Consider the following 23,736-nt stretch of genomic DNA (forward strand, 5'->3'; position numbering starts at 1 on the left):
AGCGAGGCCGAACGGTCAGGGCGTTGTTATCACCGACGGGTGTTTTTTGCCGCCCGCATCAGGCGCCGCAAGACATCCGCATTATTCTCATGGATTGACTCCACAATCCGGGACTGTGTCTCACCATTTGTGCGCTCTTCCTGAACTGGGCCCGATAAGGCAGCGGCTTCTGTCATCCAGATAGCCTGTCGTTCGTTCAGTGTCGCATCCCCCCCGCCCATCGCGGCAATACACAGCGCGCGATCGATTAGGAATTTCGTCAAATGTTGTTTCAATCCTAGACCTTCTATATGGGCATGAAGTCCCTGTTTATCAACAGCTATTGTCGAACTATAATAGGATTGAATGGTGTTTTGCAGTTGACGGCAGGGCTCTGAGCTGAATTGCAGCGAAAAAAACGTCTCATCGACGGTATCCAGCAGTAATGGCCACTCTAAAATCGCGCCCATAATGCGCCTTTCGCGCGCCTCACTCATCGCGTCACGCGCCATGGTTTGCTTCATCGCGGGGCTGGCTTTGGCCGTGCCACGTCCGCGAGCGGTATAGCCCCCACCTTTGCGAGACGCTTTCCAGCCAAATTCCGAATCAAACCGTGCCAGAAGTTCGGTCTTATACTGCTCCCTTACCCCGTCATGGGTAATCTCTCGCAACGCCTTATAAATGCGGTCTTTCAGACCCGCCTTGTCCTCTGGCGTGGAGAGCGGCCCCGCCTCTTTTTCGCGCGCCCAGAGCATATCAACAAGTGGGATCGCCCGGTCAAGCACATCACGCATAGCCGACGCGCCTTTGGCGGCAATCAAATCATCTGGGTCTTGGCCTTCGGGTAGCATCGCAAAGCGCGCTGTTTGCCCAGGCTTTAACTTGGGCAGTATCCGTTCGACAGACCGCATAGCGGCTTTGGCCCCCGCCCTGTCACCATCAAAACACAGGATCGGCTCGGGTCCTGCGCGCCACAATAAATCAAGCTGATCTTCGGTCAGCGCTGTGCCTAGCGGTGCAACGGCTTCTTCAAACCCCGCGCGGGCCAGCGCGATAACGTCCATATAACCTTCGGCGACAATCATGCCGCGCATCGGGTTTTGTGGATTACCTAGCGCTTTGCGCGCTTCGGGATAGCGGTAGAGCACAGAGCCCTTGTGAAACAAATTCGTCTCTGGCGAATTAAGGTATTTCGCCTTGGCGTCTTTCGCCATCGCGCGCCCGCCAAAGGCCACCAACCGCCCGCGCGGATCGCGTATCGGAAACATGATGCGGTTCCGAAAGCGGTCCCACGGCTCGCGCGAACTGTCCTCTGGTTCAATACATAACCCGGCCTCGACGAGCATTTTGACGCTCGCGCCCTTTTGCACCAATTCATCGCGCAGCGCGGTGAAATCATCTGGCGCGAAACCGATACCGAAACGGTCTGCGGCTGTCTTGGTCAGGCCGCGGCCTTTTAGGTAGTCTCGCGCCTCTGCCCCAATGTCGCGGTAAAGCGATTTCACGAAAAAGCTTTGCGCCTCTTCTATCCAATTGACGGTTTCTTTGTTGCGCGCTGCCCGCGCCTCGGCCTGTGGGTCGGCTTGGGGCAACTCCATACCTGCAATGCCCGCTAGACGCTCGACCGCTTCGGGGAAAGACAGGTTTTCAACTTCCATCAAAAAACTAATCGCGTCGCCATGCTTGCCAGAGCTAAAGCAGTGGTAAAACCCCTTCTCGTCATTGACGAAAAAGCTCGGCGTCTTCTCATTGGTAAAAGGCGACAGCCCCGCATATTCACGCCCCTGGCGTTTTAACTTCACAGATTTACCAACCACATCCGACACACGGACACGGGTCTTCAGCTCATCCATGAAATGTTCACCAAAACGCATGAATAGAACATAGGCGCGAACGCAGTGATAAGCGAGGGGCAGGATTGGGATTTGTGGGGGCGGAATTTCTTTTTCGTGTATTTTTTGTAATACATCTATAAATTTAAGTTATAGCGGTCATAGGAAAAAAATATTTCCGCGCGAGTATTTTTTATGCTCATTTATAGAGGTTGCAATTATGCAATGTAATTTAATGAAGATACAAATACACAAATACACAAATACACAAATACACAAATTAAAATATGACTAGATTTTCGACCATTTGACAGAGTGTATTTGCTCTAGCATCAACAGGAGAATATCATGAAGACTATACTCACATCAGTATCATTTATTGTCGCGATTGCCGCCGCTCCTACAATCGCCAGCGCGTCATCTCTGGGCACAGTTGAAGACGTGAAAGTTAAGCTAGACGCCCGAAAATTTGACGCAACCATTCCCGCATCAGACCGTCTCGATATGATTAAACGCCTTGCAACACGTAAATGCGATTCAAGTGCGAAAAGTCTCGAAGCCAAAGAATTTGAAAGAGCTTGTGAGCGTGAGCTAAAGCGTAGCGTTTTAACACAAATTCCAGAGCCGAGCCTTAAAGCAGAAGCGAAAAAACAAGGCATCCTCTAAACAGTTGAAGTTGTGACGGCGTGTCGATTTAGCAGCCGTATCACACCGTCACAGTGCCAACAGGCAATAACGACATAAAGTTTTGACGGGATAGATACAAGAGGCCTCGCGCCCCAAATGTCACCCGACAAAAATCCAGACACTCGTCTGAAACCGATGCGTCGATGGAAAGCAGCCGCAAACGCATCACAACCAACAGGAGGTCTTCATGGTGAAGCCTCCATCTAACGCAATGGAGAAAATTATGCGTGAATTAAGTACGATTGAAGTAAATCAAGTTAATGGCGGCATCGTTTGGGCGATCGTTGGTGCTGTTGGAGGCGCCCTTGAGGGCGCAAGCGATGCTCTTTCAGACGACGGGAAAATTGATGGTGGCGAAGCTCTCGGTATTGCTGGAAAAGCTCTCTTGGGAGCGGTCGGCGGGCGTGCCGTAGGACTGGCAGCAAAAGCAATAAAATCTAAACTATAAAGTCTCCACATAAAGCAGAAGTCAACGTCTTAGTTTGGCTTCTGCGCACCTACAGGAGGGTAATATGTTAACTTTCGTGTTATGTTTAATCTCTTTTGGTTTTTTAACCCTATGCATCAAAGAGTGGAAATCAATTGATAGTTTTCTTCTTAAGAATGATAAAATCTACAATAGGCTTGAAAGGACATTGCGTCTCGGTACATTTTGTTATCTAGCCCTACCAATGCTGATTGGATTAGCCTTGCTAGCAACAGGACAACTCTCGCTCATAATAGCGTTCATAATATGCGCAAGTTATTGTTCTTTTTGGACTATCTATTTCATCAATACCGACAGGAAAGCGTAGTAATGCAGCCTCCATTTAACGCAGTGGAGAAAAATATGCGCGAGTTAAATTCGATTGAAGTAAATAAAGTTAATGGCGGTGTTGGCCTACTAGCGGCGCGATCAGAGGCTTTCTTGGCAGCGTGTATGAGGCCGTATCAGGCGGATCAGCCTTTAACGATTTTCTACACAATCGGGAAACCATACCTAAGGGCGTTGGTAATGCGGCCAATGCGGCGGGTGAGTGGCTAACAACTCCCCAAACATCTTCAAATGCTCCGACTGCAGCTTCTGAAGCTGGGTTCAGTACAAGTGGCTGTCACAATCAGCCTCTATGGTAAAGAATGAAATTATTGCGACGGCCATTTGGCCATCCCAGATTTAGGAATAATTAGATGACTAAAAACAATCTCGTCAGATTCATTTTTATTGCGGTGCTTGCCTCTGTTTGCTTGGGGTTAGACAAATTTATAGGGTTCTCAACTATACCATCTGTGATTACTGGTTTTGTTGGCGGCATTTTACTTGAAAATCGATTGCGTGCTGTGTGAATTCTCGGCCATCTAAAAACCTTACGAGGTAGATATATGAATAAAGAAAAACAAACTACAGCATTTAACCTAACATTATTATTAGCTGGGGTCATTGCAGCTATAATGCTTTATTTTTTCTCTTAGTTAAAATTATAGTAGCTAGCCCAGGTAAAATTTCAATTATCATACGTGACATCATACCATGTAGTCCAGAAGCCAGCAAACTCAACATGACATTTTTGATGAAAACAGTAATTCCACATACCCACTTTCCCCCTACCATTCCCACCAATATTCGCTAAACACATCCCATGAGTGATCTTTTCCGCAAAGAAGTGATAGACAAACAGGGGCAGCGCCAATTTGGTGATGTGTTTCTGTCTGCGCCGCTGAGTTTTTGGACCATCACCGGTCTTATGGCCAGCATTATCGCAGGGCTGATTATCCTTATCACTGTCGGCGATTACACGCGCAAAGAACGCGTCGTTGGCGTCATCACATCCGATAAAGGATTAGTCAGCGTGGTGCCCATGCAAGGTGGGCGTTATGATAGTGTTTTGGTATCAATCGGCGATGATGTACGCGCAGGGCAGCCGCTTTTTCAAATTTCATCGGATGCGGGACTAGTCGACGGCACGGTGCCGTCTGCAGCGCTGATGGCTAAAATGAATGTTGAGAAGGACAATATATTAGAGCATTTGGCCGAGATCCCGTCCCATTACGCTGTATCGAGTAAACGTCTAAAAACGCGCATTGAGGACATGAATGCAGAAATCGCCCGCATGGACGCGCAAATCGAAGTGCAAAAGCGCGCGATAGAAATTGAAGAAACTATACTTCTTAAAATGCAAAATCTGTTTGAAAGTGAAGCGGCGTCAGGCCTTGAGGTTTCTAGTCAAGAGAGCCGATATCTTGCGGCCAAACAAAGCCTGAATAACCTGATAAATGCCCGCGAACGGATTACAGCTGATATCAATGATATAACCGCGCAGATAGCCTTGCTCCCGCATGAACAAGAGGACGAGGAAAACGGCCTAAAGAGCCGCCTAAACGCGCTAGAGCAAAATATGATACGCACTTCCGCGCAGGGGAAAACTGTTATCTATGCCCCAGTCGCCGGCAAGATCGCATCTGTCACTGCACGGGCCGGACAAAACGTGTCGCTGCAAAATCCGTCTTTGACCATACTGCCACAGGGCGGCACGCTTCAAGCGGAGATTTTCGTGCCGACACGGGCAGCAGGCTTCATCAAGCCGGGCCAGACTGTGCGCCTTTTATATGAGGCCTTTCCCTACCAAAAATTCGGTGTTTACGAAGGCCGCATTACAGAAATATCCAAAACTGTTATTAAAACATCCGACATACCGACAGCCCCGCAATTGGGCGAAGCCGTGTTTCTTGCCTCTGTTCATTTGGATAAACAAGTCATAACGAAAAATGGCGAGGATTACCCGCTGCAATCGGGCATGATATTGTCGGCAGATATTGTTCTAGAGAAGCGCAAAATTTGGGAATGGGCGTTTGAGCCCCTTATTGGGGCCATGCAGTAATGGCGACACTTAATTTTTCAGGGCGAAAGACGCTCCCCGTTATTATGCAAACAGAGGCCACAGAATGCGGCCTTGCGTGCTTGACCATGACGGCGAAATATCATGGCCACGATGTTGATTTAAATGGCATGCGCCAAAAATTTTCAATCTCGTCCAATGGCGCGTCTCTGGCATCAATTTCTGATTTTGCGGCGCAAATGAATTTTGGCACACGCGCGCTACGGCTGGAACTTGGTGATCTAGCGAAGCTGCAAAGCCCTGCCATCTTGCATTGGAATTTAAACCACTTTGTTGTCCTTAAAAAAGTCAAAGGCGATATGGTCCACATTCATGATCCGGCAACGGGCGTGAAAGTGATGCTATTAAGCGAGGTGTCAGATCATTTCACAGGCGTGGCGCTGGAGCTCTCGCCCGTGCCGGGTTTTGAGAAACAAACGGCCAAGCGCAAAATGCATCTTTCCGAGCTCTGGAGGCGCTTAGTTGGCCTAAAGCGGGCGATTATTCAGTTAGTTGTTCTATCGCTGGTACTGCAATTCATTGCGCTGGCGATGCCGTTTTATTTGCAATTAGTCGTCGACGAAGTTGTGGTCAAATTCGACAAATCGCTACTGCTTGTCCTAGCGCTAGGTTTTGCGGCGCTAACAGTCGTGCAGCAAGTCACAAGCCTGATGCGGGAATGGACGATATTATATTATGGCCATCAGATGTCATTTCAAATGGTGGGCAATGTCTTCAATCACCTTATAAACTTGCCTGTTCAGTTTTTTGAAAAGCGGCACATTGGTGATATCCTCTCGCGAATGGGGTCTACCGCGCCCATCCAAAAAGCCCTAACACAAAGCGTTGTGGCGGCCTTAATCGATGGGTTTATGGCGATTATTACGGGCGTAGTTATTTTTATCTACAGCCCCGTTTTAGGCTTTATCGTGCTAACATCCGTTGCGCTGCTTCTGCTTGTCACAATTGCGTTTTATCCCATACTGCGCCGCAGTCAGGAAAAAATGATTGTTAGCGAAGCCAAAGAAAATACCCATAAAATAGAGAGTATACGTGCCTTTATTCCTCTAAAACTTTTCGCGGCGCAAAATCAGCGAATGTCGTCATGGCGCAATCTATTTGCCGACTACATTAATGACAGCGTCGCCTACGGCAAATACAATCTTATTCTTAAGACGCTGCAGGGATTAATCACTGGTCTTCAGACCGTTTTGATTGTCTATTTCGGCGCTAAATTTATTATCTCTGGAGATAATGCGTTCACAGTCGGTATGTTGTTTGCCTTCATGGCGTACCGCACAAGCTTTACTACTAGTATTGTATCGCTGTTTAATACCTTTATTGAATTTCGTCTTCTTAGCCTACATTTAGAGCGGATATCGGATATCGCCCATACGGAGCGTGAATTTCAATCATCGCAACCTGCTCCAAATTTGGACGGCACTGCGCTTGAAGGATTAGAGATAGGCGAAGCCCCGCCACCGCGCATCGATATCAAAGACCTTCATTTCCGTTATGCCAAATCTGATCCGCTCGTTTTGGACAGTGTGAACCTGACGATTGAATCGGGTGATTTCATAGCCATTACAGGACCGTCAGGCGGCGGGAAAACAACGTTGCTGAAACTCATCTTGGGGCTTTACCCCCCAACAGAGGGAGAAATTTTAATCGATGGGCATGCGCTTAACGACTCCAACCGATCGGCATGGCGCGATAAAATTGGCGTGGTGATGCAAGATGACCAACTTTTATCAGGAACGCTGGCAGATAATATCGCCTTTTTTTCGCCCGATATGGATATGCAAAAAGTCTACCGCGCCGCACATAAGGCTCAGATACATACTGAAATTATGGCGATGCCTATGGGCTATCTGTCCCTTATCGGCGATATGGGATCGGCCCTATCTGGCGGTCAAAAACAGCGCGTCCTTCTAGCGCGGGCTTTGTATAAAGATCCGCAAGTCCTGCTTTTGGATGAAGGTACAGCCAACCTTGATGCGAAAACGGAAAAAACCATTGTTGACGTCATTGCCGCTCTCCCTATCACCCGCATCATCGTCGCCCACCGCCAAGAATTCCTGCGCCGCGCGAATAAAAAAATTGTTATTGAATGAAACCTCCACGAAATACAAAACTTTAAAGTTTAGTATTAAATTACACGATTGACTCATAAGGCTGCATGTGTACTGCTGTTTTTGCTAATTGAGGTTGAGCCAATAATAAAGAATAGCAACCCAACAGCACTTTAAACGCAACACACGGAGGACTTCATGCGTGAACTAAACGAGATTGAAACGACAATGGTTAGCGGCGGTTGTGCATTTGGACACAGTCACGGCCCATTATTTTATACGCTATCCGCAGCCGAGCAGGCTGAGATTTGTGCAGAGCTGAATGGTCAGCCCAATGGATCTTTCCATATCAGTGGAATTGGCAACGGGCCTGCTGGCCCGGGCGGTAACGCGCCCCATGGCGCAACGCGTGTAGATGGTCGGACACCGCGTTAAAGCGCTGCTTGTTTGCTTGTAATCTGAGTATTACATGTGAGACGATGACTTTAGCCCTCTGCGTTAATCCGCAGGGGGCTTTCTCATGCATAATCCTTCCTCGTGATATCAGCGCAGCAATCCCCGCTTGACCCCGCACGCCTTCCCACATAGATGTTACCTTATGACATTAACCCGCCTATATCGTTTTGCGATTGTTGCACTGGCGTCTCTGTTCTTTATCGTTCAGAGCACGTCTGTTACTCATGCCGTAAGTTATGATGAGGCGCCGCATGAGCATGATGGGCAGGTCTGTGTTATAGGAGTCGTGTGTGGGCAGAATGATGTGGCGGTTGTGCCGCTTATCCCGCATACACCCGCCCTCCTAATTATCGCCACCCCCACCGATTATACGGCGCGCCCATACGCTGCGCCGACAAAGGCTCACATAGCCCGCGCGCCGCCTCCCCGGGGGCCGCCCACACATCTCTAATCCCTATCATCACGCTGTCCCGTAGTTTCTACTGGGTCTTTATGCCTGCTTATAAAATTAGAGTTTACCATGACAAAGTCATTCCAAGCCCGCGCTGCTGCGGCATCTTTATTGCTATCTGTATCTGCTTTCGCTTTTTCCAATCCTGCTTTTGCCCAAGATAATACCGAATTCATGGACGAAATCATCGTCACGGGCTCCCCACTGGCACGGTCAGTTGACGAAGCCATTACTGGCGTTTCTATCCTGTCAGGCGACGAACTCTCAGATCGTCTGGCAAGTACCATTGGCGAGACCTTAAAATCTGAGCCTGGAATATCATCGACCTTCTTTGGCGCGGGGGCATCTCGCCCAATCTTGCGCGGCCAAGGTGGGGACCGCGTGCGTGTCCTGACCAATGGCATCGGGTCTATTGATGCCTCATCCGCGTCTCCAGACCACGCCGTTGCTGTGGAACCGGCCCAAGCTGAGCGTATCGAAGTGCTGCGCGGCGCAGCTTTGCTGCGTTACGGCTCTTCTGGGGCGGGCGGTGTTGTCAATGTCATGGACGGCCGTATCCCCAATAGCTTGCCGGACGGCATTGCGGATGCCTCTATCCGCGTTGGCGCCAGCAGTGTCGATAATGGATTTGAAACGGCTGCATCATTTGATACCGCTTTGGGATCGAATTTCGTGCTGCATCTGGACGGTACATTTAAAGAATCTGAAAACTATGACATTCCCGGTTTCGCCGAAAGCGCGCGACTTCGCGCCGAAGAGGCCGCCGAGCATGATGATGACCACGACGATGATCATGATGACGACCACGATGACGAACACGAGCATGAGGATGAAGAGGAAGCCTTTGGCACACTTCCCAATTCACAAACCAAAAGCCATTCCGTTACAGGCGGTCTGTCCTATGTCGGTGATTGGGGCTTCATCGGTTTTGCAGTGCATGATTTCAGTGCTGATTACGGGGTACCAGGCCACGGCCATGAGCACGGCGAAGAAGATCATGACGAAGATCACGACGAGGATGAAGACCACGATGACGAACACGGGCATGAGGATGAAGAAGAGGGTGAGGAAGACGTCACCATCGGCCTTGACCAAACCCGTGTTGATATGAACGGTAGCATCGCCCTGTCAGGTATGTTCGAAGCGCTACAAATTTTTGGTGGCTATGCAGATTATACCCATACTGAATTTGAAGGCCCCGGCGTTGTCGGCACAGTCTTTACCAATGAGGGATATGAGCTTCGATCAGAGCTTATTCAGCGCGAAAACAATGGGTGGAAAGCGGCTTACGGCGCACAGCTTCGCGTGCGTGATTTTGCGGCCATTGGCGAAGAAGCCTTTGTGCCCCCAACTGAAACACGCCAAATTGGCCTTTATACCTTCCATCAAAAAGAAGTTGGCGACCTTCACCTCGAAGGGGCCGCGCGTTATGAAAGCACACGTCAAGAAAGCACAACAACCAATGACGAGCAGACCTTTAATTTGTTTAGCCTGTCTGCTGGTGGTGATTACCATCTAACCGATGCCTTACGTGTCGGCGGTAGTGTTTTCAGAACAGAGCGCGCCCCGTCTACAGAGGAATTGTTTTCCAACGGCCCTCACCTCGCGACAGAGCAATTTGAACTTGGCGACCCAAACCTTGGCAAAGAAGTTGCCACGGGGTTTGAAGCTGCCATTCGCCACCGCGAAGACGGCCATTTCATCACAGCTAATCTATTCTACACAGATTATGATGACTATATATTTGAGGCCGAAACGGGTGCAGAGGAAGACGGCTTGCCTGTATTCCAATTCACGGCCGCTGACGCGACCTTCCGCGGATTTGAATTACAAGGCGGTATCGACATTGGTGAATGGAACGGATTTACGGTCAAAGCCGACGCCTTGGGCGAATATGTCCGTGCGAAAACGTCAACGGGCAACCTACCCCGCATCCCGCCTTTATCTGTGTTAGGCGGTATTGAGGCTGTGTCAGATAATCTGTCACTGCGTGCCGAGGTTGATCATTCTGCGTCGCAAAAAGATGTTGCAGAGTTTGAGACAGGCACGGATAGTTACACATTGACCAATGCCTTTGCGACATGGTCTGTGCCGTCAGCCCAAGGTGTGAAACTTAGCCTATCAGTGCTAAATATCTTTGACGTTGATGCGCGCCAGCATACATCGTTCTTAAAAGACCTCGCCCCGCTGCCGGGCCGCAACGTGCGTGTCTCTGTACGGGCATCTTTCTAGGGCTGTAACGACAAAAATTCCGTACGGCCTATTGGGCTGTACGGAATAATGAATTTTCAAGATTTTACGTTATAGTTTTATAGGCACCTTAGCGCAGATAAATAAGTCGCTAGCTACACAAATGCGCTTTGACGACCTTGCCGGCTTTACCCATATCGATTCGCCCCGCGTAATCGGTTTTCAAAACACCCATAATCTTGCCCATATCTTTTAGGCATGTGGCACCAGATGTATCGACAATCTCTTTGATGATATCCTGAACTTCTGCGTCCGATAGAGGCGTCGGCATAAATTCACGGATGATATCCATTTCCTCATGCTCGCGCGCAGCCAGTTCAGGACGGCCATTATCTTCGTAGGTTTTGGCGCTTTCCTCGCGCTGCTTTAGCATTTTCGCCAGCAAGCTTAGGATTTCTCCGTCATCAATACCGCCGCAACGATCCTCAGATCGTGCCGCAATATCGCGGTCTTTTATAGCCGCACTGACTAGACGTAGCGTCGATAAACGCACTTTGTCTTTGCTTTTCATAGCGAGTTTTGTGTGACTCGAAATTTGATCTCTTAAGGCCATGCTTTGTCCCATTACAGCTATCCCTACTGTGTTTAAAGACGAAAACAGTCGCCCCACGACTGTCGTTATCTGTTTAAATGTAACCACATTACGTAAAATTGTCCATGCAATTAGCATATGGACTAAGATTACCTCTTGCGTCTGGTTTGTCCCTGACTAAAACGGCGTAACACGACCGCTTTGGTTCAAAGGCGGCGCTTTTAAGGTGAGAGCGCAAAAATGCAAGACGAAAATACATCGACATATAAAACGCCAAAGGGCGCAACTGGTATCCTCGTTCTATCGGACGGGGCTGTTTTTTATGGGCATGGCTGTGGCCTTATCGGGGACGCCGTTGGCGAGGTGTGTTTTAACACCGCCATGACAGGCTACCAAGAAATATTGACTGACCCGTCCTATGCCGCGCAAATCATCTGTTTCACCTTTCCCCATGTCGGTAACACCGGCACCAATGATGAGGACGAAGAGGCGTCGACCACAGCCGCAGAGACTGCCGCACGCGGGGCCATCTTTCGCGCGCCCGTCACAGAGCCGTCAAACTGGCGCTCGACTGGGCATTTGCACGGCTGGTTAGAGACCCGAAAAATCATAGGTCTGTCGGGCATCGATACGCGTGCCCTGACCGCTTACATTCGCGACAACGGCATGCCAAATGGCGTCATTGCGCATGCACCCGACGGTGTATTTGATGTCCCTTCCCTGATCGAGAAAGCGCGCAGCTGGAACGGCCTTATCGGCGCTGACTTAGCGATTGAAAATATGACAGATAAAAACTTCGATTGGCGTGAAGCCCGCTGGGTTTGGCCCGAAGGATATACTGATAAAGACGGGCTCAAGAAAGTCGTGTTGATTGATTACGGTGTCAAACGCAATATTTTGCGTAACCTTGTCTCTAATGGCCTGTCTGTCACTGTTGTACCGGGTACAGCCAGCGCGGATGATATCCTCGCGCTTAAAGCTGACGGCGTGGTGCTATCTAATGGCCCGGGGGACCCCGCAGCAACAGGTGAATATGCCGTGCCCGTAATCAAGGCGCTAATCGCAGCCGATATGCCAATTTTGGGGATTTGCTTGGGACACCAAATGCTCGCCACGGCCCTCGGCGGTAAAACGGTGAAAATGGATCAAGGCCACCACGGCGCGAACCATCCTGTGAAAGACCACACAACCAACAAAGTCGAGATTGTATCGATGAACCACGGATTTGCCGTCGATAGAAACAGCCTACCAGATGATGTTGAAGAAACACATGTTAGCTTGTTTGACGGCACCAATTGCGGCATCCGCCTGAAGGGTAAACCCGTTTTTTCTGTCCAACACCACCCGGAAGCCAGCCCCGGCCCGCAAGATAGCTTCTATCTGTTCGAACGTTTCGCTAGCGCACTTTAACGAGGTGTGACACGCGTATTATTACGCAGCCACGCATCGAGGTTTTTAAATGTCACCTCACCTGTATCAAACAGGCCGTAGAGAAAATCGCCCGTCTGTTTTGAGCCAGCCGTTATGCTGATGCCGTTTACTCGCAAATACACATCAGTCACCATAAAAGCCGTGCGTTTATTGCCGTCCACAAAAGGATGGTTCATCAAAAAACTTTCCCAAAGCGCAGCGGCTTCTTCGAGTATATCTTTGTAATAGCCTGTTTGGGGGCGATATAGGGCCGCTTCGACAAGCCCCATATCGCGCACACCTGGCGCGCCGCCGTAGCGTGCAAGTTGAACGGCATGAAACGCCAGCACGTCATCAATGGTCAATGTGACAGACATTATTGTGCGAGGCGCTGATAAAGCTCATCAAATTGTCCTAGGCTCTGCTCCATAGCTTCACGCACATCTGCGCGCATTTGATACCCTTGCTTGTCATCCAGATGAGCCCTTACCGCATCCTCTAACACAGCCTGAATTTGACGGCCTTCGGATTTGGCGTAACGACGGAGTTGCGCAAGTAGTTCTGCGTCCATCTGTGTCGCAAACTTTTTACGGGGCACGTCAAATCCCTCACCCGTCTCACGCACGGATGATTGGCTTTTCTTTGCGCTGTCTTGGGGCTCTGGATACCGAGGCGTTTTCATGAGTTTTCTCCTATGAGATGGCCGTAGCAGAAACATCAAGAAATTTCAAGATAGAAGAAGATGCAGTTGCGCCACACAATTCGATCACGAGAGTTATCGTGTAAGTCTAGCTTGCCTGCTTATATCTTGCTGCCCGCATAGCGCGATATTGCTCAAGAAAGCGAGTGTAATTACCGTCAGATTGCTTCCACGGCACAGGCGACTTAGCGAGGTCTGTACAGACCATTTTCATATTAAAGGCGCTCTCGCAAAAACGAATATAAGTTTTTTGCCCCTTATTATGACCGAACCGACCCCAACTACGGATAAGATTGCGCTGTTCTGTAAACTCCGCAATGTTCTTCTCTGTCACCTCGCTACGGGCGGCAATATTGGATGCACGTTCAATGGCAGCAATCCCTTGCGACGTTAGGCCATGGTTTGCAATCGTCTCGCACATGATGACATTGCCAATCCACGGACCGAAATCATGCTCGCTAATGATGACGGGCATAGCTGCGGGTAAACCTAGCCGCCTAATATCGCGCGCTATCACCTCATGAACAATTGCGTATAGATACCACTGGGCGAGTGTAAAGCCGATAAAATCAGGGCCCGCATCACCCTTGCCGTAGTAATGATGGCTGACATCAGTCGCGCGTATCATTGCATAAAGCGGCGCGAGGCCAGCAACATCTAACCCCCATCCACAGTCCATAAAACCACCCTGCCAAAATGTGCCGTAACTTTCACATTCAGCCAGCAAAGCGTCGCGACCAACAGTCGTGAATTCTGACTGGTTGTAATATGAAATCTCGAAGCCCGGTTCAGGGCCGTCATAATGCCCTGTCAGGTCAATCCCAAGCGCGGTACACTTTTGGCTTTGACCGCTATATTTGACAATGTCTTTCCAGATAATCTCCCACCCCGACAGCGTAACCGTATTGGAGGTGGTTGCTTTGCACAAAGTCGCAAATGGAGACCCATAATGGCTCAGCGCCTTGAGAATATAATCGCATATGGGGCCGAAATTACCCGCGCGAATATTGCCCGCCATCGCGCGTTCAAACTCGCGCTCACCCTCACGACTTCCCAGCAATTTTGCAATATCTGTCATACTGCCGTTCTACGGCAATAAACTTAGAGTGCCCTTAAAAGGCGTGGTTAATCCAGATTAACCGTGCCGTTTAGCATTAAGCTTTCCGCACTTGCCCGTACAGCCTCTCGGGCAGGCCGCGGGAGAACTTGGGTCAGGTTTGTCACGTAATCGGCATCGGCGATGTGAAAGACACCAAGATCCGGGATGACACCCTTCACGCGGTCATCAAATAATCCGACTAGGCGTACCATGACATTCGGAAATTCGCCTTTGGGCAGCTTTTTCGCGTCTGGATAGGCTTGGCGAAGGGTTTGAGCCACTTCCTTGAACCAAAGCGTATTCGCCGCCGCCATCAACCGCCGACCCTTGGCCCCTGTTGCTGTCATGGCTTTGACGTGAATGGCGGCGCAATCCCGCACATCAACAATCGGATAGGCGATTTTGGGAACACGTGGAAATTCACCTTCAAACATGGCTTTGATTAAGGCGAGTGACGCCCCGCCGTTATTATAAGGATCAGGGCCAAGTACCAACCCCGGACACACGGTCGTTAGTTTAGCGTCCATTTTCTGAGCGCGAACATAGGCCCAAGCCGATTGTTCGGCGCGGGTCTTTGACACAGGATAGGCCGTTAGTGGTTTCCAATCGGGATCCGACCAATCCCCTTCTCTGACAATCATCTCACTGCCGCGACCTGGCTTTCCCATCATCGCCACCATTGATGACGTCATGACGACGCGGTCAACACCTGCGCTAAGGCCATGCTCTAACACACGCTGCGCCCCGGCCCGTGCTTCGGGAACTAAGGCCTCGCGGTCGCTTGGGGCTTCCATCGGGAACGGTGAGGCGATGTGTTGGATGTAGCGGCAATCTTTGACAGCCTCCGCCCAGCCAGCATCAGATCCCAAATCTGCCTCAATAAGGTCTAGCTTTGTGATATCCGCGCCGTCTGCTTCTAAGGCCTCTACGATACGCTGGCCTTTGGCTTTATTCCGCACTGTGCCGCGTACATTATACCCAAGGTCGAGCAATTTTCGCGCGACATGAGACGCTATATATCCAGAGATACCGGTAACAAGAACAGTGTCAGCCATAAGCCGCTATATCTTTCGCGTGCAATTTTGATTGTAAATCTCAATAGCCTTTGGCATCAAACGCTGAAAATCGGCGACCCGCGTAGATGGTGAAGGGTGTGTCGATTGAAATTCAGGTGGGGTTTGGCCCGCATTCGCCCCCATGCGTTCCCACAATTTCGGAGCTTCGCGCGGATCGTAACAGGCGCGCGCGACAAGATATAAGCCAATCTCGTCAGCCTCTGACTCATGCTTACGCGAAAAGGGTAGCGCAAAGCCGTATTGGGAAATACCGCCAAAGACACCCATGACCGCTTTTTGTGCGCCCATATCCATACCGCCGGCCCCCATAGCGACACCTGCGCCAATAATGCGCTGCATATTTTGTTGGGCCATACGTTCGGCCCCGTGATGGGCCAGTGCGTGACCAATTTCGTGTCCCATGACAACGGCAAGGCCGTCTTCATTTTCTGCAATAGGAATTAGCCCCGTATATATGGCCGTATAGCCCCCAGGCAGAGCAAAGGCATTGGCTTGATTACTTTCAATAACATTGAACTGCCAATCAAACCCGGTTTCTTTGCCTGTTTCTTCCATAATCATCTTTTCGGCTTCACGGGCCAAGCGCACACCAATAGACTTAGTCGCATCAACAACCGGGCCGCTTGTTAAAACCTGACTATCGGCAAGGATTTGTTGATAGCTTTGCAAGCCAAGTTGTACTTCTTGCGCTGGTTTCATAGTTCGCAATTGCTTACGTCCTGTAATCGGCACAGTTTCTTGGTTCATCATGTAATAGCCAAAGGCACCTACCGCGAAGACCAACATAATCTGCCAGCGAAATCCGCCGCGACGTCGTCCGTAATTATTGCGTGACATTCTCATTTAGCTCGCCTCATCTGCGTTTGTCTTTACCGCGTGCCCTCGCTTGGGAACTTTTCTAGCACAGATTGCTAAGATTCCTATAGGCCTTAAGTCACCGACGGCTCTAGCATACGCAGTGTTCCCGCATCGGCATCCATAATCGCACGTGTGCCAAAAGGAATCGTATATTGGTCGGACATGTGACCAAAAAATGCCCCTTGGAAGGCTGGCACACCCAAAGGCACAATATGTTGTTTTAGGACCTCAGTCAGCGTGAAACCGCTACCGCCTGATGTTGTACACTTTGTGCATTGACCAAAAATCACACCCTTGAGGCCCTTTAAATGACCCGCTTGGCCCAGTTGAGTTAGCATGCGGTCAATGCGGTATTCAGCTTCCCCTACATCTTCAATGAACAAAATTGCACCGTCCATATTCGGCATATAGGGCGTGCCAACCATTGCTGTTAGAACGGTAAGATTGCCGCCCATAAGACGACCCGAAGCCGTCCCCCCTGTTAATATGCGCGTGCGCCATTTGCGCTGCACGAGGCGATCCTCATTGGCTTCTGGATTGCTATATGTTGGTTGTGCGCCGTCAAAGAGTAGCGGCTTGAATGAATCCACACTGGCCTGTCCCCACGCAGCTGTCGCATTGGGTCCATGAAAACTTACCAGCCCCGTTTTTGCATGTAAGGCCATGTGCAGCGCCGTTATATCGCTGTAACCGATGAGCGGTTTGGGGTTTTTTGCAATCATATCATAGTCAAGATAGGGCAATATACGCGCGCAGCCCCAGCCACCGCGTATTGCAAATATGCCTTTGACAGATTTATCGGCAAACATAGCGTTTACATCGGCTGCACGGTCCTTATCGGGGGCCGAAAAATAACCAAAATCACGACCAACATTTTTGCCGCGCTTTGGCACCAATCCGAGGGCTTCAACAACTTCATCCGCCATGTCGTAATCGTAGGAATCAACGTTAAGGCTCGCTGGAGAAATCAAACCTACCGTATCGCCTAAGTTAAGGCGCGGAGGCTTAACAATTGCCGGGCCAGAGCCAAGTTGATGCGATGCAGCCTGCATGCCAAAGCTGGAAGAAAGGCCGAGTGCTGCCGCGCCGGTCATCATATGTCTTCGCGATAATGTCATTGCATCACTCCTCCCGTAAAGCTTTTACCCTGTAAAATAGGTAAGTCCAAAACACGTGCCTGTCCAGAGCCTAGGCCAACACGGTGATAGTGCGAGCGGATGCAGCCTGCCAAGCCTACAAACAGAGTGAGCTTAAAAATCGATTTTATTTTCATAAAAATCTAAATTCACCGCGCGTCAGGCTTGTATCAACGCGCTCAAATCTCTAGGAGGGGACAATTTGCTTTTGCGGCGGGATTCTTGCTGCCGCTTTTTTAGGCCCGGGCAAAAAAGACAGGTGATATTATGGGTAAGCGTACGGATATTAAATCAATCCTGATTATTGGGGCGGGCCCCATCATTATTGGCCAAGCGTGCGAGTTTGACTACTCTGGTGTGCAGGCCTGTAAGGCGTTGAAGGACGAAGGTTACCGCGTCATTTTGATCAATTCGAACCCTGCCACAATCATGACCGACCCCGGCATGGCGGACGCAACCTATATTGAACCGATTACGCCCGAAATGGTGGAAATGGTGATTGCTAAAGAACGCCCCGATGCCCTGCTGCCGACTATGGGCGGGCAAACGGCACTGAATACGGCTTTGGCCCTAGAAGAAATGGGCGTGTTGGAGAAATACGGCGTAGAGATGATTGGCGCGAAGGCGGACGTCATTGATAAGGCCGAAAACCGCGAACGTTTTGCAGAAGCCATGACGAAAATCGGCCTTGAAAACCCCAAGGCAACAATTGTTACGGCCCCTGACGGCGATATTGCGGCAGGTGTTGCTGAGGCCATGAAGGCTCTAGATTTCACAGGTCTGCCCGCAATTATCCGTCCGGCCTTCACGCTCGGCGGCACAGGCGGCGGAGTGGCTTATAATATCGAGGAATATGAAGAGATTATCCGCAGCGGCCTGATGGCATCGCCGACCAATCAAGTGCTGGTCGATGAGAGCCTTTTGGGATGGAAAGAATACGAAATGGAAGTCGTGCGCGACAAAGATGATAATTGCATCATCATCTGCGCTATTGAAAACATCGACCCGATGGGCGTGCATACAGGTGACAGTATCACCGTTGCCCCTGCCCTGACGCTGACCGATAAAGAATACCAGATTATGCGCGATGCCTCTATCGCTGTGCTACGCGAAATTGGTGTGGAGACGGGCGGATCGAACGTACAATTTGGCTTAAACCCCAAAGACGGGCGCATGGTCGTCATTGAAATGAACCCACGCGTATCGCGTAGCTCGGCGCTGGCGTCAAAAGCAACAGGCTTTCCAATTGCCAAAATCGCCGCCAAACTGGCTGTTGGTTACACGCTGGACGAGCTAGACAATGATATCACGGGCGCAACACCTGCCGCCTTTGAGCCGACCATTGATTATGTCGTCACGAAAATTCCGCGTTTCGCTTTTGAAAAATTCCCAGGCGCAGAGCCTGTATTGACAACCGCCATGCGCTCTGTGGGCGAGGCTATGGCCATTGGGCGGACCTTTACCGAGAGCTTGCAAAAGGCGCTACGCTCACTCGAGACTGACCTGACGGGGATGAACGAGATTATCATCGACCCCAGCGGAGAAATGAACGAGGACGAGCTTAAAAATGCCATGAAAGCGCGCTTGTCTATCCTTGCGCCTGACCGTTTACTGGTTATCGCGCAAGCTTTCCGCCAAGGCTTCACAGTTGAGAAAGTCTTCCAATACACCCAAATCGACCCGTGGTTCCTGCGCCAGATTGAAGCGCTGGTGAAAGCAGAAGCGCATATTCGCGATAACGGCTTGCCCAAAAACGCCGCTGACTGGCGCGCGCTGAAATCCGAAGGGTTTTCCGATGCGCGTATCGCTGAATTGGCGGGCGTGCATGAACATATCGTGCGTAAAGAACGCCGCGAAGAAGGCGTGCGTCCTGTTTATAAGCGCGTTGATACTTGCGCCGCCGAATTCAAAGCCAAAACGCCCTATATGTATTCCACCTATGAAATGCCCTCTTTTGGCGGCGAAGTCGATTGCGAAGCCCGGGTGTCAGACCGCAAGAAAGTCATCATCCTTGGCGGCGGCCCTAACCGTATCGGCCAAGGCATTGAATTTGATTATTGCTGCTGCCACGCCGCCTTTGCGCTGGGTGACATTAATATTGAGTCCATCATGGTCAATTGTAATCCAGAGACAGTGTCGACCGATTATGATACCTCTGACCGGCTATATTTTGAGCCGCTAACTGAAGAGGATGTGCTGGAATTAATCGAGACGGAGCGCAAAAGCGGTGAACTCCTTGGCGTAATCGTCCAATTCGGCGGCCAAACCCCGCTTAAACTGGCCGAGGCGCTGGAAGCCAACGGCATTCCCCTGCTTGGGACGATGCGCGACGCGCTCGACCGCGCCGAAGACCGTGAACGGTTCAAAGCTTTGGTCGATAAACTCGGTTTAAAGCAGCCCAACAATGCCATCGCTCGTACGGCCCAAGAGTGTGAAGACGCCGCCATTAAGGTTGGTTATCCCGTTGTGCTTCGCCCGTCTAACGTGCTGGGTGGTCGTGGTATGGAGATTGTCGAAGATACGCCAGACCTGCGTCGTTACGTGAATGAAGCCGTTAAAGTCTCTGGTAAATCACCGCTACTCATTGACCAATATCTGCGTAATGCGATTGAGGTAGATGTGGACGCGATTTGCGACGGACACGAGGTGTTTGTCGCGGGCATCATGGAACACATCGAAGAAGCAGGCGTGCATAGTGGTGATAGCGCCTGTTCTCTGCCGCCCTATACGCTGTCTGAGGACATACAAACCGAACTTAAACGGCAAGCCACATTGCTCGCGCTTGAGCTAGGTGTTGTGGGACTGATGAACATCCAATTCGCCGTTAAAGACGACGTCGTTTACCTCATAGAGGTCAATCCACGTGCGTCTCGCACTGTGCCCTTTGTGGCCAAGGCCATTGGCTTGCCCGTGGCTAATATCGCGGCCAAAGTTATGGCGGGTCATAAGCTATCTGAATTTGATCTGGATTACGGCAAGCAAAAACACATCGCCGTCAAAGAAGCGGTGTTCCCCTTTGCGCGCTTCCCGGGTGTGGACACAGTCCTTGGCCCTGAGATGCGCTCTACGGGCGAAGTTATGGGTCTAGCCTCTAGCTTTGGCACCGCCTTTGCCAAGTCACAACTCGGCGGCGGTGTGGTGCTACCTGATACTGGCAAGGTCTTTATTTCTGTACGGGACGAGCATAAACCGTTAATGGCAGACCTGTCTAAGCAGTTGATTGATATGGGTTTTACGATTATTGCGACCGGCGGCACGACGAAATATCTACGCGAGCAAGGCTTAGAGATTGAATATGTCAAGAAAGCCCATGAAGGCCGCCCAAACATTGTTGATGAGATCAAAAACGGTGAAATTGCTCTGATGTTTAATACGACATCGGGCAAACAATCCCTTAAGGATAGCTTCTCTCTGCGCCGTGCAGCCCTCACGCAAAAAGTACCGTATTTCACCACGGCCGCCGCTGCGCGCGCCAGTGTGGAAGCCATTAAAGACCTACGCGTTCACGGCTATGACGTCATGAGCCTTCAAAGCTACGCCAAGAGCTAGGACATAATATGACCGCCACCTTATCGCTTTATAACGCCTCTGTGCCCGGCCTTATCCGCATGATGGATAATCTGGAACATATATTGCGTATGGGCCAGACAAACGCCGAAGACCGCGGCATTGACCCGTCCGTATTCCTCACGGCAAGGCTGGCGCCCGATATGCTGGGCTTAGTCGGCCAAGTCCAGGTCGCAACATCCATTGCCAAAGCCTGTCCGTTTCGCTTGGCGGGGACAACGCCGCCTGTCTATGATGACCAAGACAACGCCAGCTTTGATGACCTTTACGCGCTGATTGAGCGAACACGCAGCGACATCAGCAGCGTTACGCGTGAACAGATTGATGGTCGGGAAGCGGTGGAATTTAACGTCAAAATGGGCCCCGTCGAGCGCAGCTTTACAGGGATTTCCTATAGCAGCGGCTTTACCATCCCCAATGTCTATTTCCACATCACCACGGTTTACAACATCTTGCGCCACAACGGGGTGCCCTTGGGCAAGCTCGACTTTTTCGGTGGGCCCTCTGCGCTAGGCTAAGGTGATTAATTGCGCAAAACGGTATAATCTGCGCCCAAGGGCTGTGCATTTGATGACTGATAACCGTATATGGTGCGGTTTGAATTTACCCAAATTACCCGCGCGCTACTGTTTCCTTGTTACTAACAAGGAGAGCATCATGTTCATTACACTCGTTATTTTATCGCAAATCATTTACGGCAAATAGGTCCGCCGGCTTTAACCGGTGGTAATATAATCACGCATAGCGGCGGCTTCATGCTCGGCGTCAGCGATTTTACGTTTGACGACATCGCCGATTGAAATGAGGCCCTTAATATCGTCGCCATCCATCACAGGTACGTGGCGAATGCGGGAATTAGTCATGACTTCCATAACATCGTCAACACTGGCGGTGGAGGTCACAGTTAAAACATTTGTGGTCATGGATTTTTCGACACATTCGTCGCGAAAGCCTGTTTCTTGAAGCAGTGATCGGCGGATAATATCGCGTTCAGACAAAATCCCAGCCAGTTTGCCCGCGCTATCGGTAATTAAAACCACGCCAATATTTTGGGCATTGAGTACCGCAATGGCCTCGCGGAGCTTTGCGGTCTTTGGCACGCTAAAAATTTCGCCGCTTTTATTTTCCAATAGTTGTTTTACGCTCATAATCTTCTCCCTTGGGGAGAGCATATCACATTATTATGAAACAGTCTAAGGGGGTAGTAAAAGTTCACAACGCTTGTTTTGCGTTGGAAGTGGTACGGGTGAAAGGACTTGAACCTTCACATCTTGCGATACCAGAACCTAAATCTGGCGCGTCTACCAATTCCGCCACACCCGCACGTGTACTCTTCAACATTGGTGGAGGCGATATGGGGCGTAATGCCCCGCGCGTCAACCCGATTATGACAGTGAACTAGCTTTTTTTCGCATCCATCGGCGCGCGCCTTAACGTCCACGTTATAGCGATGATACCCGATATTATATTGGCTGCCGCGACGCCGACAAAAGCCCCCGTTAATCCCGCTGTCATAACGCCGATAAAGATAAGCCCAATATATAAAATAAGGGAGCGGATGATGGTGTAAACCAATCCGTAAACAGGACGCCCAAGGGCGTTTAGTCCCGCCGCGCTAACGAACACAAAGCCGTAGCCGAAGATTGTGATGGGCACGATATAGAAATACGGAATAATCTTTTCAATGAGCAGTGCGTCATTGGTGAATATTCCCGCGACCTGATGCGCAAAAACAGCCAATATCGCCGCCATAAATGTTCCCCATATCACGCAAATCAAATAACAGACGCGGAAGGCTTCGCTCACGCGTTCGGTCTTGCCAGCACCGCCGTTACGGCCCGTAATCGCCCCGATACAAGCCGATAAGGCATAAAGAATACCGACGGATAAAAGCTCAGCACGGCTGGCGACCGTAAAGGCCGCAACATCAGCTTCGGTCAGAACATTACCGATGATAGCTACAGCGGCAAACGTCGCCACGGGCACAATGATATTCGTGCCTGCTGCGGGCAAACCAACCTGTCCGATAATGCCCCAAGCGCGGCGCATAGACTTCATGGTCATCCCCAAAAACGATATCGCCTTGCGGTGGATAAGGACAATATAAAGCCCAAATAACGCCCCAAAACAGTTACCGATTAAGGTCGCCAAAGCCGCACCTTGGACTTCCATACGCGGAAAAATCCACCAGCCAAATATCAAAAATGGATCCAAGATGATGTTAATGATTGCGGCCGAAATCATAATCGCACTGGGCAGTGCCGCCTCACCATGCGCGCGCAGGATATTATTACTCATAGAGGCAACAGATACGATGATTAGCCCTGGCATAGAGATTAAGAGATAGCCCATAGCCATCGACGCCACCTCACCGCTCGCCCCTGAAATTGGCAAGATATAGGGGGCCGCCAATAGCATCATAGCGACCAGTATGCTCATCACAAAAAGCGCAAGGAAAATTGCCGCTGCGCCGTGACGCCCTGCTCTTTCAGGGTCGTCTTCGCCAAGCGCACGCGAAACCGCCGACATCGTCCCAGCCCCTAGACCAATATTGGCGCTATTACCGATAAACGTTAGCGGGAAGGCAAAGCCAAGGGCGGCTAAGGCCATAATGGCCAAATTAGGCCGCGCGGGGTCCGTTAATCGCCCAAGATAAATTGTATCAACGATACCTGTTGAAATCAGCGCAATAATGGCAATAGAAAACGGCCCCAACATCCGCAAAACATGGCGGGTGATGGAGCCTTCTAAGACATTTGTGTTTTTGGGCGCGGCCAAA

At 50.4% G+C, this 23,736-nt stretch carries 20 protein-coding genes and 1 tRNA gene; 10 read left to right on the forward strand and 11 right to left on the reverse strand.

The genetic code is table 11. The features are described from left to right. Positions 1-29 precede the first annotated feature (29 nt). Entirely contained in the window at positions 30-1,832 is a 1,803-nt protein-coding gene (gene dnaG, locus AB6B37_RS08870; RefSeq protein WP_371395406.1) for a DNA primase, read from the reverse strand. Between the two features lie 327 nt (positions 1,833-2,159). On the opposite strand from dnaG, the gene AB6B37_RS08875 reads away from it, so the two are divergent. The 7 genes from AB6B37_RS08875 (at position 2,160) to AB6B37_RS08905 (ending at position 10,561) form a co-directional block, all read left to right on the forward strand. Then, positions 2,160-2,477 carry a hypothetical protein gene (locus AB6B37_RS08875; RefSeq protein WP_371395407.1) on the forward strand — a complete coding sequence of 106 codons (318 nt, stop codon included), beginning with the start codon at positions 2,160-2,162 and terminating at the stop codon, positions 2,475-2,477. A 208-nt stretch (positions 2,478-2,685) separates the two neighbouring features. Next, on the forward strand, positions 2,686-2,946 hold the full coding sequence (locus AB6B37_RS08880; protein WP_371395408.1) for a hypothetical protein: 261 nt from the start codon (positions 2,686-2,688) through the stop codon (positions 2,944-2,946). 1,168 nt (positions 2,947-4,114) lie between these two features. Beyond that, a complete protein-coding gene (locus AB6B37_RS08885; RefSeq protein WP_371395409.1) occupies positions 4,115-5,353 on the forward strand; it encodes an HlyD family secretion protein in 1,239 nt (412 codons plus the stop codon). Next, positions 5,353-7,464, forward strand: a complete 2,112-nt coding sequence (locus AB6B37_RS08890; RefSeq protein ID WP_371395410.1) for a peptidase domain-containing ABC transporter — start codon at positions 5,353-5,355, stop codon at positions 7,462-7,464. The genes AB6B37_RS08885 and AB6B37_RS08890 overlap by 1 nt, the downstream gene beginning before the upstream one ends. A 156-nt stretch (positions 7,465-7,620) precedes the next feature. Continuing rightward, positions 7,621-7,857, forward strand: coding sequence for a hypothetical protein (locus AB6B37_RS08895; RefSeq protein ID WP_371395411.1), 237 nt, complete (start codon positions 7,621-7,623; stop codon positions 7,855-7,857). 163 nt (positions 7,858-8,020) lie between these two features. Further along, positions 8,021-8,329: a hypothetical protein gene (locus AB6B37_RS08900; RefSeq protein ID WP_371395412.1), complete on the forward strand. Its 309-nt coding sequence runs from the start codon at positions 8,021-8,023 to the stop codon at positions 8,327-8,329. 69 nt (positions 8,330-8,398) lie between these two features. Then, positions 8,399-10,561, forward strand: a complete 2,163-nt coding sequence (locus tag AB6B37_RS08905) for a TonB-dependent receptor (protein WP_371395413.1) — start codon at positions 8,399-8,401, stop codon at positions 10,559-10,561. Between the two features lie 109 nt (positions 10,562-10,670). Here the strand turns inward: AB6B37_RS08905 and AB6B37_RS08910 are convergent, their stop codons facing one another. Further along, complete coding sequence (locus AB6B37_RS08910) at positions 10,671-11,144, reverse strand: GatB/YqeY domain-containing protein (protein ID WP_371395414.1); 474 nt, start codon at positions 11,142-11,144, stop codon at positions 10,671-10,673. A 207-nt stretch (positions 11,145-11,351) separates the two neighbouring features. Here AB6B37_RS08910 and carA point away from each other — a divergent pair, with 207 nt between their 5' ends. Continuing rightward, entirely contained in the window at positions 11,352-12,521 is a 1,170-nt protein-coding gene (carA, locus tag AB6B37_RS08915; protein WP_371395415.1) for a glutamine-hydrolyzing carbamoyl-phosphate synthase small subunit, read from the forward strand. Here the strand turns inward: carA and AB6B37_RS08920 are convergent. The 6 genes from AB6B37_RS08920 to AB6B37_RS08945 all read right to left on the reverse strand — a co-directional run bounded on the left by AB6B37_RS08920 (position 12,518) and on the right by AB6B37_RS08945 (position 17,351). After that, positions 12,518-12,898 carry a type II toxin-antitoxin system death-on-curing family toxin gene (locus AB6B37_RS08920; RefSeq protein WP_371395416.1) on the reverse strand — a complete coding sequence of 127 codons (381 nt, stop codon included), beginning with the start codon at positions 12,896-12,898 and terminating at the stop codon, positions 12,518-12,520. The genes carA and AB6B37_RS08920 overlap by 4 nt on opposite strands. Then, positions 12,898-13,203, reverse strand: coding sequence for a hypothetical protein (locus tag AB6B37_RS08925; protein ID WP_371395417.1), 306 nt, complete (start codon positions 13,201-13,203; stop codon positions 12,898-12,900). The genes AB6B37_RS08920 and AB6B37_RS08925 overlap by 1 nt, the downstream gene beginning before the upstream one ends. 106 nt (positions 13,204-13,309) lie before the next feature. Beyond that, the gene (locus AB6B37_RS08930) at positions 13,310-14,299 is read right to left on the reverse strand and encodes a hypothetical protein (RefSeq protein WP_371395419.1); all 990 of its coding nucleotides are present in this window, start codon (positions 14,297-14,299) and stop codon (positions 13,310-13,312) included. A gap of 47 nt (positions 14,300-14,346) precedes the next feature. Beyond that, entirely contained in the window at positions 14,347-15,375 is a 1,029-nt protein-coding gene (locus tag AB6B37_RS08935; RefSeq protein WP_371395420.1) for an NAD-dependent epimerase/dehydratase family protein, read from the reverse strand. 6 nt (positions 15,376-15,381) lie between these two features. Beyond that, positions 15,382-16,239 carry a M48 family metallopeptidase gene (locus tag AB6B37_RS08940; RefSeq protein WP_371395421.1) on the reverse strand — a complete coding sequence of 286 codons (858 nt, stop codon included), beginning with the start codon at positions 16,237-16,239 and terminating at the stop codon, positions 15,382-15,384. A gap of 86 nt (positions 16,240-16,325) precedes the next feature. Next, complete coding sequence (locus tag AB6B37_RS08945; protein ID WP_371395422.1) at positions 16,326-17,351, reverse strand: LD-carboxypeptidase; 1,026 nt, start codon at positions 17,349-17,351, stop codon at positions 16,326-16,328. A gap of 306 nt (positions 17,352-17,657) precedes the next feature. Here AB6B37_RS08945 and carB point away from each other — a divergent pair, with 306 nt between their 5' ends. Together carB and AB6B37_RS08955 are read left to right on the forward strand one after the other, a co-directional pair. Further along, a complete protein-coding gene (gene carB, locus AB6B37_RS08950) occupies positions 17,658-20,939 on the forward strand; it encodes a carbamoyl-phosphate synthase large subunit (RefSeq protein WP_371395423.1) in 3,282 nt (1,093 codons plus the stop codon). A gap of 8 nt (positions 20,940-20,947) precedes the next feature. Continuing rightward, entirely contained in the window at positions 20,948-21,475 is a 528-nt protein-coding gene (locus AB6B37_RS08955) for a DUF1993 family protein (RefSeq protein ID WP_371395424.1), read from the forward strand. 198 nt (positions 21,476-21,673) lie between these two features. Here the strand turns inward: AB6B37_RS08955 and AB6B37_RS08960 are convergent, their stop codons facing one another. From AB6B37_RS08960 to AB6B37_RS08970, 3 genes are all read right to left on the reverse strand, one after another. After that, complete coding sequence (locus AB6B37_RS08960) at positions 21,674-22,105, reverse strand: CBS domain-containing protein (RefSeq protein ID WP_371395425.1); 432 nt, start codon at positions 22,103-22,105, stop codon at positions 21,674-21,676. A gap of 90 nt (positions 22,106-22,195) precedes the next feature. Next, positions 22,196-22,280: transfer RNA gene (locus tag AB6B37_RS08965), tRNA-Leu, on the reverse strand. Positions 22,281-22,355: 75 nt separating this feature from the next. After that, positions 22,356-23,735 carry an MATE family efflux transporter gene (locus AB6B37_RS08970; RefSeq protein WP_371395426.1) on the reverse strand — a complete coding sequence of 460 codons (1,380 nt, stop codon included), beginning with the start codon at positions 23,733-23,735 and terminating at the stop codon, positions 22,356-22,358. Between the last annotated feature and the right edge of the window lies 1 nt (position 23,736).

Source organism: Fretibacter rubidus, from assembly GCF_041429785.1.
GTDB classification, from domain to species: domain Bacteria; phylum Pseudomonadota; class Alphaproteobacteria; order Caulobacterales; family Maricaulaceae; genus Fretibacter; species Fretibacter rubidus.